This window comes from Thalassospira sp. MBR-102 (assembly GCF_040549275.1).
GTDB lineage: Bacteria > Pseudomonadota > Alphaproteobacteria > Rhodospirillales > Thalassospiraceae > Thalassospira > Thalassospira xiamenensis.
Genome location: NZ_JBEPTC010000011.1, coordinates 116495 through 129871 on the forward strand (window position 1 = coordinate 116495; position 13377 = coordinate 129871).

At 53.3% G+C, this 13377-nt stretch carries 11 protein-coding genes; 5 read left to right on the forward strand and 6 right to left on the reverse strand.

Annotated elements, in window-relative coordinates; genetic code table 11:
- Positions 1 to 77 precede the first annotated feature (77 nt).
- Positions 78 to 1109, forward strand: a complete 1032-nt coding sequence (locus ABIE64_RS17435; RefSeq protein ID WP_071241284.1) for an EAL domain-containing protein — start codon at positions 78 to 80, stop codon at positions 1107 to 1109.
- A 76-nt stretch (positions 1110 to 1185) separates the two neighbouring features.
- Here the strand turns inward: ABIE64_RS17435 and ABIE64_RS17440 are convergent, their stop codons facing one another.
- Positions 1186 to 2079: a helix-turn-helix domain-containing protein gene (locus ABIE64_RS17440; RefSeq protein ID WP_354378104.1), complete on the reverse strand. Its 894-nt coding sequence runs from the start codon at positions 2077 to 2079 to the stop codon at positions 1186 to 1188.
- 210 nt (positions 2080 to 2289) lie between these two features.
- Here ABIE64_RS17440 and ABIE64_RS17445 point away from each other — a divergent pair, with 210 nt between their 5' ends.
- On the forward strand, positions 2290 to 3198 hold the full coding sequence (locus ABIE64_RS17445) for a DMT family transporter (protein WP_354378105.1): 909 nt from the start codon (positions 2290 to 2292) through the stop codon (positions 3196 to 3198).
- Positions 3199 to 3244: 46 nt separating this feature from the next.
- Here ABIE64_RS17445 and ABIE64_RS17450 read toward each other — a convergent pair whose 3' ends face one another.
- Together ABIE64_RS17450 and ABIE64_RS17455 are read right to left on the reverse strand one after the other, a co-directional pair.
- Positions 3245 to 4240, reverse strand: a complete 996-nt coding sequence (locus ABIE64_RS17450; protein WP_354378106.1) for a D-2-hydroxyacid dehydrogenase family protein — start codon at positions 4238 to 4240, stop codon at positions 3245 to 3247.
- 161 nt (positions 4241 to 4401) lie between these two features.
- Positions 4402 to 6231, reverse strand: coding sequence for a GSCFA domain-containing protein (locus ABIE64_RS17455; protein ID WP_354378107.1), 1830 nt, complete (start codon positions 6229 to 6231; stop codon positions 4402 to 4404).
- 1106 nt (positions 6232 to 7337) lie between these two features.
- Between ABIE64_RS17455 and ABIE64_RS17460 the strand changes: the two genes are divergently transcribed.
- Positions 7338 to 7940: a hypothetical protein gene (locus tag ABIE64_RS17460; protein WP_354378108.1), complete on the forward strand. Its 603-nt coding sequence runs from the start codon at positions 7338 to 7340 to the stop codon at positions 7938 to 7940.
- 50 nt (positions 7941 to 7990) lie between these two features.
- Here the strand turns inward: ABIE64_RS17460 and ABIE64_RS17465 are convergent, their stop codons facing one another.
- Complete coding sequence (locus tag ABIE64_RS17465) at positions 7991 to 8887, reverse strand: SDR family oxidoreductase (RefSeq protein WP_354378109.1); 897 nt, start codon at positions 8885 to 8887, stop codon at positions 7991 to 7993.
- Positions 8888 to 9010: 123 nt separating this feature from the next.
- On the opposite strand from ABIE64_RS17465, the gene ABIE64_RS17470 reads away from it, so the two are divergent.
- Positions 9011 to 10024, forward strand: coding sequence for an AraC family transcriptional regulator (locus tag ABIE64_RS17470; RefSeq protein ID WP_354378110.1), 1014 nt, complete (start codon positions 9011 to 9013; stop codon positions 10022 to 10024).
- On the opposite strand, the gene ABIE64_RS17475 is transcribed toward ABIE64_RS17470, so the two are convergent.
- Both ABIE64_RS17475 and ABIE64_RS17480 read right to left on the reverse strand, forming a co-directional pair.
- The gene (locus ABIE64_RS17475; protein WP_354378111.1) at positions 9961 to 11361 is read right to left on the reverse strand and encodes a hypothetical protein; all 1401 of its coding nucleotides are present in this window, start codon (positions 11359 to 11361) and stop codon (positions 9961 to 9963) included. The genes ABIE64_RS17470 and ABIE64_RS17475 overlap by 64 nt on opposite strands.
- Complete coding sequence (locus tag ABIE64_RS17480; protein WP_354378113.1) at positions 11358 to 12881, reverse strand: DEAD/DEAH box helicase; 1524 nt, start codon at positions 12879 to 12881, stop codon at positions 11358 to 11360. Before ABIE64_RS17480 ends, ABIE64_RS17475 begins: the two co-directional genes overlap by 4 nt.
- Positions 12882 to 13023: 142 nt before the next feature.
- Between ABIE64_RS17480 and ABIE64_RS17485 the strand changes: the two genes are divergently transcribed.
- Entirely contained in the window at positions 13024 to 13335 is a 312-nt protein-coding gene (locus tag ABIE64_RS17485) for a hypothetical protein (protein ID WP_354378114.1), read from the forward strand.
- Positions 13336 to 13377 lie beyond the last annotated feature (42 nt).

Sequence of the window (13377 nt, forward strand, 5' to 3'; positions counted from 1 at the left end):
AACCTTCGGGTGATCTGGAAAACCAAAAAGCGGAGACGATTTTGACCTTCTGCGAGAAGTGCGACCAAATACCGGAAATGGCCCCAAGCGAAGGCCGCCTTTATCTTTGGCCTCCTGTCGCACATACAACCGGGAAAATTCTTGCCAATATCAAGAAGTCCGGGCACTCCGCAGAAAAAAGCACATCCGTTGCAACGCTTTGTCTTGATTATGTACGTCCGGGTCTGCGCCCGATGATTGATGCGATTTCCGAAAATCTGCTGCCCGAAGAAATCGCCGATACCAAGGCGCTGGTCATGCCCGGCAATAGGGAACCCCAACTTGACGACATTGCGCGCGTCACGTCGCTTGGCGCCATACGCGCACAGATCGGCGCGGAATGGCTTGGCGATATGCTGCGGGAAAATCGCCTGAATTCCGTTTTCCAACCGATTTTTGCCGTTGGAAACATCACAAAACCCTATGCCCATGAATGCCTGATCCGCGGGACCGATAAAACCGGCAATGTCATCACACCAGATAAACTATTCGGCGCGGCCCAATCAGCCGATCTGCTGTTCCAGCTTGACCGGGCAGCCCGGGCTGCAAATGTCCGTAACGCGCACAAGGCGGGGATTTCGGGAAATCTGTTTATCAACTTCACGCCAAGTTCGATCTACGATCCGGATTCCTGCCTGCGCACAACGATTGATGTGGTGTCGGAATGCGGGTTGGATCGCAACAATGTTGTCTTTGAAGTTATCGAAACCGAAAAAGTCCGCAGTATTGAACATCTTGGCGCGATCCTGAAATCCTATCGCGATTCAGGTTTTCGGGTTGCACTGGACGATGTCGGATCGGGCTATTCTACCCTGAACATGTTGCCGCAACTGCAACCCGACATCATTAAAATCGACCGTGAACTGATCGACCATGTTGATCAGGATAAATACAAACAGGCCATCGTCAGCAAGCTGATCGATCTGGCCAAGCAACTCGACATTGACGTCGTCGCAGAAGGGATAGAACGCCAGGGCGAACTTGATTTCCTGACCAATCACGGCGTGGATTATGTGCAAGGATATCTGCTTGGCAGACCAAATGCCTTGCCCTTTGCCGGCAACGCATAAAGCCCAATCCCATTATTCCGCAGTTTCGCAACGCCATCGCTTGTCTGCGGGCAGAAGCACATCGCCGCCCCCGCCGCTACCGGGCGACGCTTCGGAACTTTGCCGGGGTCAACCCGGTAAAGCTGCTGAACCGCGTGGTCAGATGGGCCTGGCTTGAAAAACCGGTGGCGAGCGCGATATCAGCAACCGACAATGCCGGATCGCGCAGCATCCGTTTGGCGGCCTCGATCCGGCGGCGCAGAACATATTTATGCGGTGCCTCGCCCACCGATTGGCGGAACATGCGCGCAAAGTGATAGGGCGAAAGCCCTGCCTCGGCTGAAATCTGTTCGAGTGACAACGGCTGATCCAGATTGGCCTCGATAAAATCAAACACCCGGCGTCTGATTTGCGGAGACAGGCCGCCGCGCACCCGGAATTCCAGATCGCGTTTCGACGAATAGCTGCGCAGCATATGCCCCATCAGCATCTGCCCAGCACTCGACATTGCCATGCGGTCCGCCGGTGCACTCCAGTCCAGCGGCAACATCGCATGGCGGATTGTCTGCTCGATCAGGGGATCAAGGAAGAATGTCTTTTCAGGAACCTCAACGGCGTTGGGTTCAAAATCAAATGCCTCGACCACCGCGCGTTCCCACGCGGAATGCGGGATATAGAGGTGGAACAGCTCGACCTCGCCATTGACCACCCAGTCCGATGTCAGATGGGCCGGCATCAGGCAACAGCGCCCCGGCCCGCCGCCGGTCAATGGATCGGTCCCGATCTGGCGTTTAATCCCCGTACCACCATTGACATAGAGGCTGATGGTGTGATGGTCGGGATCGGTATAACGCGTCATGACATCGGCGTTACGCCGCCAGTGTGCCGCCGAAATGCTGTCGCCAAAATCGCCCGCATTCAGCAGTTCGGCATCACCGATCAGCTGATTGTAGACTTCAAAATTCTGGTATCGGCCATTGGGCACAAACATCGGCACGTCCTGTTTCCAAGGCACAATCATCGCATTGCAGCACCATATTGCAAAGCCCGGCGTGCGAAGGACTGCATTGATTTGCGCAAGATTGTGAAAAACACCGCAAGTTCGTGAAAGCCCGTCCCCCGCAAAACGGTCTATAAACTGGCTTCGGATATGCCCCACATATCATTCTCTCCCTCTCGCCACCGGAGTTTCCGCTTTATCATGACCGCATTGCTTTTTCTGATCGTTACGGCCTGCTGGGGATTTACCTGGTACGCGATCAAGCTTCAGATCGGGCCGATCCCGATTGAAATGTCGATCTTCTATCGCTTTTGGCTGGCCGCTGTCGTGCTGTGCGGTTTCCTGATCCTGTCGCGTAAATGGCGGCCGGTTCCGTGGCGCGCCCATCCGTGGATCGTGCTGCTGGGCTGCGGGTTATTTGGCATCAACTTTATCCTGATGTATTCCGCAACCGGCTATATCGCATCGGGGATTGTTGCGGTGATCTTTACCACCTCGACCATTTTCAATGCGCTTGGCAATTGGGCCTTTTATGGGCAACGGCCGGGTCTTCGCTTTGTTTTCGGGGCGGCGTTTGGCCTTGGCGGCATTGCGTGCCTGTTTGCCAATCAGATTTATGCCCTGTCGCATAATCCGCATGCCATCACCGGCCTTCTGTTTGCGCTTGGCGGGACGGCGGTGTTTAGCATGGGCAACATGGTTTCGGTCAAACTGAACGCGATGGGTATTCCCAACCGCGATGCGGTCGCGCGTGGCATGGCTTATGGTGCGGTCATGCTTCTGATCTTTGCCCTGCTGCGCGGTCAGACGCCGGTCCTGCCGACCGATCCGGTCTATATTGGCGGGCTTCTGTATCTGGCCATTCCGGGGTCGGTCGTTGCCTTCATTGCCTATCTGGCGCTGGTGCACCGGGTCGGTGCGGGGCGTGCGGCCTATGTCACCGTCCTGTTCCCGGTGGTGGCCCTTACGGTTTCAACCTTCCTTGAAGGCTATGTCTGGACGCCGATTGGGGCGACGGGGCTTGTGATGATCTTCCTTGGCAATATCACGATATTTGCCCGCCTGCCCGGAGCAAAGGCCAGAGCCGCCAAAGCCGCGGCCAAGGCATGAACAAAAAACGGTCGCCTGACGATATCGCGGGCGACCGTTTGCCAACCTATGCCGGTTTGGCTTTGCCTACCTGCCAGACCTCGGGGTTGATCATGTGGATCGGATCGCCGTTGGCATAGGCCACAACCTGATCGAAAATATCGCCAAACTGCATGTCCAGTTCATCCTCGGTAACAAAGCCGACATGCGGGGTCGCCAGCACGTTGGGATGGTTGGCAAACCGGTCATCGGCGTCGATCAGGGGTTCGGTATCAAGCACATCCACCGCCGCCTTCCCCGGACGTCCGGCATCAAGGGCCGCCAGAAGCGCGCCCGGTGCCACCAACCCGGCCCGCGATGTGTTGACAAACAGGCTGTCGGGCCGCATCCGGGCGAGATCATCGGCGGTAATCGTACCGCGCGTTTCCGACGTCAGACGCATATGCACCGTGACGATATCGGGCGTGGCAAAGAATGCCTCGCGCGATGCGGCGACATCAAGGCCGTCCTCAGTAGCAGCCTTGCGCGATGCCTCGGACGCCCAGACCAGCACATTCATCCCGAACGCCCTGGCATAGCCCGCCACCACGCGCGAAATCTTGCCATATCCAAGGATACCGAGGGTTCGCCCGCGCAATGTCTTGCCGATTCCCATCTGCCATTGGCCTGCTTTGAGCGATGCATTCTGTTCGACGATCTGGCGGGCCGATGCCATGATCAGCGCCCATGTCATTTCAGCCGCCGCATAGGATGGTGCCTTGCCTGCCCCCTGTTTTGAACAGAGCAACACGCCGCGTTTGGTGCAGGCATCGACATCGATATGCGGATAGGCACTGCGCTGACTGATCAGCTTTACCCCCGGCAAATGTGCCAGCAATTCATCGGTGATTTTGGTGCGTTCGCGAAACAGCACGACCGCCTCCGCATCGCCAATTGCGCCCGCCAGATCGGCCGGATCATCATATTTCTGCGTGAGGATGGTCACGTCATGCCCGGCCAGTTTTTCATAGCACGGCAGATGAAAAATGCTGTCGAGATAGTCGTCAAGAATTGCGATCTTCATTCCAAATCCCGCGTCGTTTGCGAATGCGTCCGTGATACTCGCATCACAGGAATACCGGCACAAGCCAGATCGGCGCAAATATCAGAAACCATTCTTGCCGTGACTGACGGTCGGCTGATCGCGCACCACACACGCCACGCACGCCAGCGAAAGCCCCGAACCTAATCCGCTTTCATCAGTTCCATTAACCGTGTGACCGCATATTCGTAATAATCCTTGTTAACGTGAATATTGGTCAGATTGTCACTCCCAGCGAAGTCGTTTTTGGTAAAGCCGGTTTCGTTACAAAGGTCCGGCCAGGGATGGAGAATGAATTTTGTCCTGCCCAGATTATGGGCGAGCATTTTAAATGCCTCTGTGTATGCCCGTTTGTGGACATTGTAATAACCACCATCGACAAAGTGATCCCCCAACCGAAAGCGTGCAGTTTGTTCGGGCATGTCAGGCGAAACGATCCAGAATATCCGTTTATAGGCGGTCAGCTTTTCAAGCTGCATGCCGAAGACAAGATTGGGCGTGATTTTCTGGACATACATCTTTACCAGCTCAGGCGTGACTGCATCCAGACACGGCAGGGACGGTGTAATATCGCTGCCGCCCGCGCCCTTGATTTCAGGTTTCATCTCCCCGTGTGCACGGATGATGTTATCGCCAAACAACCCCACCCCGACCAGAACCAGATCCTGCGGATTCTGGACAAAAAAATCTTTGAAGTTGAAATGTTCCTTTCGGAACACAAATGTCCTGAAACGATGGATATTTATTTCGCGATGAGGATTGTTGGCAAGAAGCCGGATCGGGGCAAAGGCAAATTTTCCCTGCCGATCATATTGATCGATCATCTGGCTGCATCCCGTCAAATGGCTGTCACCGAACGCGACAATAACGTCCTTGCCATCCCCCCCGTTTTCATATTGCCGGTTGGCAAACCCTTCGAGCATTTCTTCCTCGCAATCGGCATCCATTGATTTTGGAACCGTTGTTGAGGCGCGCTTGTTATTTGCGAGCGGCAATTCTTCTTTGGCGGCGGTGCTGTCCTGATTTCGCACGATGCCATCGGGAAAGTAGCATGTCATGAAATGGGTCATGACAGTTTCGACCGCATCGGATTTTACGGATCGGAGATTGTCTTCGAAAAAGCTGCTTCTGGCGGCCGGATTATTGATGATCTCGAACGACGGAAAATAATCGGCAAACCCGTTTTCCGATGCAAAATCCCCGGCAACAGCACGCAACACTGCCTTGGAATAGGTTGTGGATTGCAGGATGTGCCGTTCTTCATAAGTCGCGGTCAAAGGTACTGGCGACACCGTCAGGATCAGCTTGAAATCCCGCCCCCCGCGCATTTCCCGGATTGCCGTGCAAAACTGTTCAAGGTCGGCACGTATTTCAGGATAGGTGAAGTTTACAAAACTGTATTTGAGCGGATCAAAATCTCCGCCCGCAACGCCGGGCGCGACCGGAAGAACCGTGCCACAGGCATTCACCTGCCATGCCTCAGTCAGACCAAGGGTGAAAACGAGAATATCAAGATCGGTAAATGCCTTCTCGACCGCCTTGAGATGGGCTTTGCGCAATTCACCAATCGCATCACCGCTGGCCACCGGTGCCACAAACACATTGGGGCGCAGCGGATCGACAAAACCATCTTGCGCCTGCCAGGCCGTATCGGAGCAGCGCCGCAGCCCGGCGATTTCCGCAGTCAGTTGCAGGGCCTGCCTGACCGTATAGATATTGCCGTAATTGGCCGAGAAATTCCGCGATTTGATATTGTCATCGGTATCAAAGAACGGAACATTCAGATCACGTTCGCGCAGCCATGTTGCAATATGCTGGGCAAAGCAACTGCCCATCGTCACAACCGTATCGTCCGGCGCAATTCCCCATTTCGGCGCATGAATATTGGCAACATTGCGCGGGTCAGAAAGCGCAACCCCGTACCGCCAGAAACGTTCCTGTTTCAAATCTTTATAAGGGTTGATCAATGTCATTTCTCGCTGCAAAAGCCATGTAACACAATATTGGAAACAGTTTTTATCGGATGGTCGATAAAATCAAATCCTTTCCCCCAGATTCCCGTTTCCAGCCGCATATAAAATTTCATGAAAAAGTTCTTGATTTGTTCTTTTGTTTGTGGCATAAAATAAAAGTCAACGGGAGAAATGCACCCGGACCGAAACCCGCAAGGCCTTGTGCCTTGCGGGTTTTTGCGTTTGGGAGCGGATGAAAAAGGTGATCGGGATGCAGGGACAAATACACAGAGCGGGCGGCGGGGTGCCCCGCAGGATATTGATCGGGGGATGGCGGAGCCATTACGGCGGCGTTCTGCCCGAGGATTAAGGGGGCTAACCCGGTCATTTGTCATGACGGGAGAGGTGCGTCTTTTTGGCAAGGGAGCGTTAAATTCGCCGGGAGCGGCGGCAATGGCAGCAGGAGCGGCAGCGGGCGATCACCCGCCGACGATGGACAGGTGGGGGCCGTGCGCCCGAAATCCGTCTGCGGGGCAAACTGACGGACGCCCGAAATGTGTCCGGGCTTCACCGGTTGGCGGAAATGTCGCCAAGGCCGGAAGGATGGCAATGGCAGCAGCAGCAAGCCATGCCCCGTCGAAGATGGACAGGGCTGACAAGTGCGAGGACCGTGTGCCCGAAAACCGTTTGTTGGTGAGCTTGGCGCAAGCCCGAGCTTTGTCTGGAGGCCAGAGCGGCACGTTGCTGCCGTGGCCGGAAGGTGAGCGACGTGGGCCGGGAGCCCGATGGTGGTCGGGTGACGAGGTTGGCGAGGTTGGGGAAGGCCCGGAATTTGTCCGGGTTTTGGTGATCGTGGGGCTTCGGGGTTTGGGTCCGGTGTTGAGGGCCGGCGTTGCCCGCCCTTTCGAGGCAACATGCCGAAATGTTGATGGCGGCCCGGCCAGCGATTGTGCGCGTCAAAGTTGAAAAGGTGAGGCAGCGGCATCTTGCCCCGCCCGCCCGTTTTTAGCCAGAAAACCATAATGAACGTGACGACCATCACAGCCTTGCGAAGGGGGGCTGAGTAAATTTTTGGCGAGTAAGAGTACGAGGTTACTCTCGTAATTGTCCTAACGAGGGGGATTGGGATGAACGTAGGAACACGTTTCGCCAAACTTGCTGTCATTTTTCTGGCAGCCCTATCTTTTGCAGGTTGTGCACAGCAAAAACTGTCGCCGCTTGGCGGGGTTTCATCGGTGACAATGGTCAATATCGAAAACGACCATTACAAAAGTCTTTCAGAAAAATATAAGGGTGAGCAAACCATCGAGATTCGCACCTTCAACTCCGAAGGTGGCGACACATGGACAGCTGCCCCCGAAATTACCGGGGCGAATTGCGAACTCAAACACGAATATTTTACCGCATCGGTCGTCACACCACATGCGATCCGTGTCCCGCTTTATGGCAGTCAAACACGTCAGTTCAGCGTCACGTGCGCTAAAAACGGCTATCAACAAACCGTTCAGATCGTCAGCCCCTATAATGTCAGCCAAGCCAACCGCAGAAGTGCTGGTTCACAAGGCGGATTATTGGGGGTTCTTATTGCTGAAATGATCAATTCCGCATCCGACCCCGAAGACGACCAGTTTGAATATACCGGTGCGGCAGTTACACTTATCCCGGTGCTTAAACAGGAAGACCCGGTACCCGAAGAAAAGCAATTGGTCGCAGAAAGCGACGGCTCCTGATCCATCGGGCAAAAGCAAAAGGACCGAAATCTGTCGGTCCTTTTTTGTGCTTACGGCTCAAAATATCCGGCCGTTTTCATATCGGCGAGCAATCCGGTCTCTGTCGGGGACCACCCCAATTGCCGACGCGTGATGTCACTTGCCGCCGGGCAATCGAGTTTGGCGAAATGGGTGAACCAGCCGAAATGATCGGCGGCCTCATCGGGGGTTTTGGATACGGTAGGAATACCCAGCCGTTTGCCAATCACCCCGGCGATCTCGCGAAAGGCGATGCCGGTTTCGGCAACGGCGTGATAGACGCTTCCCGGCATCGCGACCTCTACCGCGCGGACATAGGCGCGTGCGGCGTCAAGGCGATGCACGGCGGGCCAGGCATTGTTGCCATCGCCGATATAGGCCGAAACGCCGGTCTGGCGTGCAATGCCAATCAGGATCGGCACAAAGCCATGATCGCCCCTTCCATGCACCGAGGGCGGCAGGCGCATGAGCGAAACATTAAGCCCCTGCCCGACAAGGCCGGCCACAGCGCGTTCGGTCGCGACGCGGGGCATGGCGTTTGGCCCGAAATCGGGCATGTCCTGCTCCGTCACCTGCATCCCGCCGGCCAGAAGCCCGAGGCCAGAGGTCACGACAAGCGGCTTTTGCGTGCCCGCAATCGCATCACCAAGGGCGGCGATCACCTCCGCATCCTCGGCACAGCTTTGGGCGTAGCGCGAAAAGTCGTGATTAAACGCGGTGTGAATGATCCCGTCGGCCACGAGCGCCCCGGCACGCAGGCTTTGGCGATCATCAAGATCACCGCGATGCACCAAAGCCCCGACCGCCAGAAGCGCACATGCCGACGCATCGGACCGTGCGAGCGCCAAAACCTCATGCCCGGCCGCGATCAGCTTTTCCACCACCGCCGATCCGACAAAGCCACTCGCCCCGGTTACAAAAATACGCAATTCCGTTCTCCACTTCACATTGCACATGATCAATGAGCAAACGATAGGCGATGGTGACTGGACGATCCATGCGCTATAATCCATATTACTTTCGCAATCGTCCAAAAGGAGACTCCCCATCCCATGGATCCGCTTTCCGATATCCTGTCGCTGCTTAAGCCGCGCAATTACATGTCGGCCGGGTTTGACGCCGCCGGTCCCTGGGCCATCCGTTTTGCCGATCAGGCCAATTCCATCAAATGCGGCACCATCGTTTCCGGGCAATGTTATGTCAGCGTCGAAGACCTTGCGGGTCCGATGCTGTTGACGGCGGGAAATTCCTTTGTCCTGCCGCGCGGGCGGACCTTCTTTCTGGCAAGCGATCCTGATTGCCCGCCCGTTGATGCGCCGCTGGTCTTTGCCAAGGCCCAAAGCGGTGGGATCGTTAAGCATAATGGCGGCGGCGAATGCTTTATCGTCAGCAGCCGCTTTGTCCTTTCAGGCCCGCATGCCGACATGCTGATGGCGGCCCTGCCGCCGATTGTGCGGATTGAAAATGATCAGGATGAAGCCAGCCTGCGCTGGTCGGTCGAACGGATCATGCAGGAATTGCGCAATCCGCAACCGGGCGGTTTTCTGGTGTTGCAACATCTGGCGCATACGGTGCTGGTGCAGGCCCTTCGGCTGCATCTGAGCAATGCGCAGCAAGCCAGCGGCCAAAGTGATAGGACCGGGCAAAACGCGCCCGACATCCCCGACTGGTTTGCAGCACTATCGGATAAACAGATCGCAACCGCGATTGCCTGCATTCATGGGGACCCCGCCCATCCCTGGACGCTTAAGGAACTGGCCCGCCATGCGGGCATGTCACGCTCGGCCTTTGCCGCCCGGTTCCGCGATGTTGTTAGCGTCCCGCCGATGGCCTATCTGACCCGCTGGCGGATGCTGCTTGCGGGGGATCGCCTGACCCATTCCGGGTTGCCGATTTCGGAAATTGCCCTGTCGGTGGGGTATGAGTCTGAAAGTGCGTTCAGTACGGCGTTCAAGCGGGTGATGGGGTGTGCGCCGAGGGGGTTTGGGAAGGAAACAAATCATCATCCGAAAAGATCGTCGATCTTTGGCTGCCCCGGAGTTGTCAGCCACCCTTTAAATCGCTGAATAGTTATCTTTTCTTGTTTTAGTGCAGCTAAAGCCCAAGCTAAATCTTCAGCGTTCACAACCGAAAGATCGTTACTCGTCTTCAAATGTCTCGATACATCTGTTGAAACATACGGCTGACAAACTGTTACCATCGGCATTCTATTCAAACCGTGCGTAACCGCTTTCCCCCCAACATCCGTAGCCTCCCCCAGAGCCACTTCTCCGCCGTTATCCTTTGATTTACATTCAAGTACAATACAATCTTGCTCACCACCGTCACCGAACGATAAAACGAAGTCAGGGAAACGAGGTACTCCGCCTTCCATATCTCGTTGCATCACTTTAATGCCAATGCACTCAAAGCAATCATTAAGATAGCTCTCATAGTCTTGCCCGCGACTACCAAACAGTTGGGATACAAGATTATCACATTGCGGTAACTGTGCCTGAATTCTATCAAGCAATGCCTTTGTACGGTCTCTACGTTGAGCTTCGGTCGCAGAACGAATTTGATCCCGCTGTACATCGCTTGCTCCGACGGCATTCATTGCTGAGTGGAATTTATTCTTCTTTCCCCCATCGAGTATATCTTCAAGAGTTATCAAACCATTATTGCGAAGTGATAGGACCATTGCTCGGCTCATCAAACGGCTACCATTTTCCTTTTTTAATTCCCTCATCCACATGACATCCTCGGGAACTCCATGAACTAATTGCATAATCTGAACACGAATATGCCGAACCACTCTTCTCAAAAGTATCCGATGTTCATCATTTACAATCAGCTCGGAAACATTCGGGTCATCTCGGGAAATTTGCCCCCCAGATAGCACATCGATAATGTCAGCCAGTCCTTTAAGATGAGCGACATGATCCCTCAGAAGACCATGAATCATTCCCGAAGTCAGACCTTCAAATCGACCTTCCAGCTCAGAAAGAGAAACCCCCTGCGAAAAATCCAAAGAGAGCTCGGTTGCATTGACAGCACCTAAATCTCTGTCCCAACGTTGAACAAGAATTTGGTCGATTGTATGAATATTTCCCGGCTCTCTTCTGGTACTGCTAAGCATAAATGGAATGAAGCGCTGCGCAGGGGTTGTAGTTTCACTGTACTCAGGAGATGAAAAAACAAGATGAGAGACTACAAAGCTTAATGCTCTTTCGGATTCCGACAATGTGGCTTCATCAATCTGTTCGTCAAAAATTTGAACCGCGTCGACAGCTCGAGGAAGTAGACTTAATAAATCATCTCTACGAGAGATTAGGAACTCGATGAAATACCTTGCAGTCTCCGGCAGCAACCCTGACCGCGCCACTACTCGACCAAGTTCAGTTACATTTAAGTTAACCGTCATTGGAGGAACCCCCAGTCCCGCAATCTGTCTAAAGTACTATCAAGCTTTCTAATCCACTCGTCCTCTACACCTTTGATATTATCCTTTGCGAGATATCCCGTTAGGCTCTCCGACAAGAAGGTAAACAAGTCGTTCCTGCAAGTGGCCAATCCTGCAGAAATCAGCTGCAGGGCGATAGCTTCAAAGTCAGAGACATCAATATATCCAACGTGTAATTGGGGAATTTCAGCTGTTAAATATCTCGATGCGGCCCTAGACTCTGCGGTATTTTGGGCAGAAAAAATTACACGCCCCCGATCCTGCAGTCCCATTCGTCCAGCTCGTCCAGCTATATTGTGAAAGTCACTATAAGAAATAGGCTCGTCTACTCTCCGCTCGAATATAAAGCGAGTCCACCGATCAAAAATGACAGTTTTGAAAGAGAAATTAAGACCTTGAGCGAGTGTTGTTGTTGCAAAAACAATAGGTAGCTGATCGTTCTCAAGCCGCCTCTCAACTATTTCTCGCTCAGTGTCGATCAAGTCCGCTGTATGTATCCCGAAACCTTTAGGTAGAGAACTTGCAAGTATTACTGATGACGAGGTTAACTCCTCAAATTCAAAATCCAACTTTGCATCTGATTCTGGACAGTTTCTTTCCCATGCTCTTATTAAATCGCTGATCCGGCGCTTGGTCATACAAAAAACAGCAACGGGAAAATGAGATTCAGCGTCAGATGCCAATTCATTGAGCACCTCAACAGTATCTGTTGAACGCGCTTCAAGTGAGAGGACTTCATCTCCGCCATCCGTGCTCCATTCGTGAGTATTTCCTTGAGTTCTTAATTCAAAAGTAAGGGGAATCTCTCGAAATTCTTCTACGACGAGCTGAACTCCCAGCCATGAGCTAATTGCTTCGCTGTCACGTTTACAAAGAACAGCTGATAAACCAACAAACTGTCCACATTGAGCACTTCGGATAATTGTAAGCAAAACCTCGACAGCGCGGCCACGATGAGTGTCTCCAAGGATTTGAATCTCATCCGCAACAATACAAATATTAGCCATATCACGGCGATGCCCTGACCCAGCCAATAGCGCAAGGTACTTCTCATAAGTAGCAATTATAAAACGACCAGAAAGAGGATCATTCACTGCTACACCACCGGCATCAACTACTTGATCACCCGTAGCTAGAACAAGCTCCTCCTTCTCAATATCAAATATTTCTAAATATTTAGGGCTTTTGAGCTCATTGAATTTTTGGCGCGCAAGTGCCCTGTGGGTCACCAAATAGACCACTTGTTGTGAGAGGCCATCTCCTCCCCTCAACCAAGTCGATGCAGCAACAAGCCCGACCATCGTTTTGCCACTAGAAGTCGGAGCAACAAGTAATAGGCTCCCACCTGATGCTATTCCGGCATTAATGCCTGATACCTGCGCTTGGGTTAACCCCACAACGCCATCGGCGCTGAGATGGAACAAAGGTTCTTTGATCAGTTCGTCAGGAATTCCATGTCCGTTAGGCAGCGGATGAAACACAATTTACCCCTAAATCCCAGATTCCTGTGAAAACCAAACATTAGATATACTTAATTTTTATAGCTTAAATTTAATTAGGTCAAAAATAAACCACTAAAGATACCAAAGAGAAGCATACCTATTTAAGGGAGACAACTCCCGCATGGACTTAATAGTGCTGTTAACTTTGAGGAAGACAGGTAGTGAATTTGCGAATTGTAAAAACCAGCCTTTGGGCTGCTTTTTATCCTTGGGCGAAGCCCTGCGGACCGTTGCGCGTCACATCTCTCGAAAGCTGCGTGCCTCGCTTTCTCGCGAACCCACGGGGGCAAGCCCGATCCAAGGAAACCAATTAAAAAAACCCGTCAGGCAAAAATTCGTCGATGAAATTGCCCGGATCATCGGCAAACGTCTTGAACAAAGAGGACCGGGCCGCCCGCGCAAGAATATCGTGGCGGGTTCAGATGGAAAATAAATCTGTCCCTTTTCTCCCCTGCTTTTCTCCCCTGGCACGTTT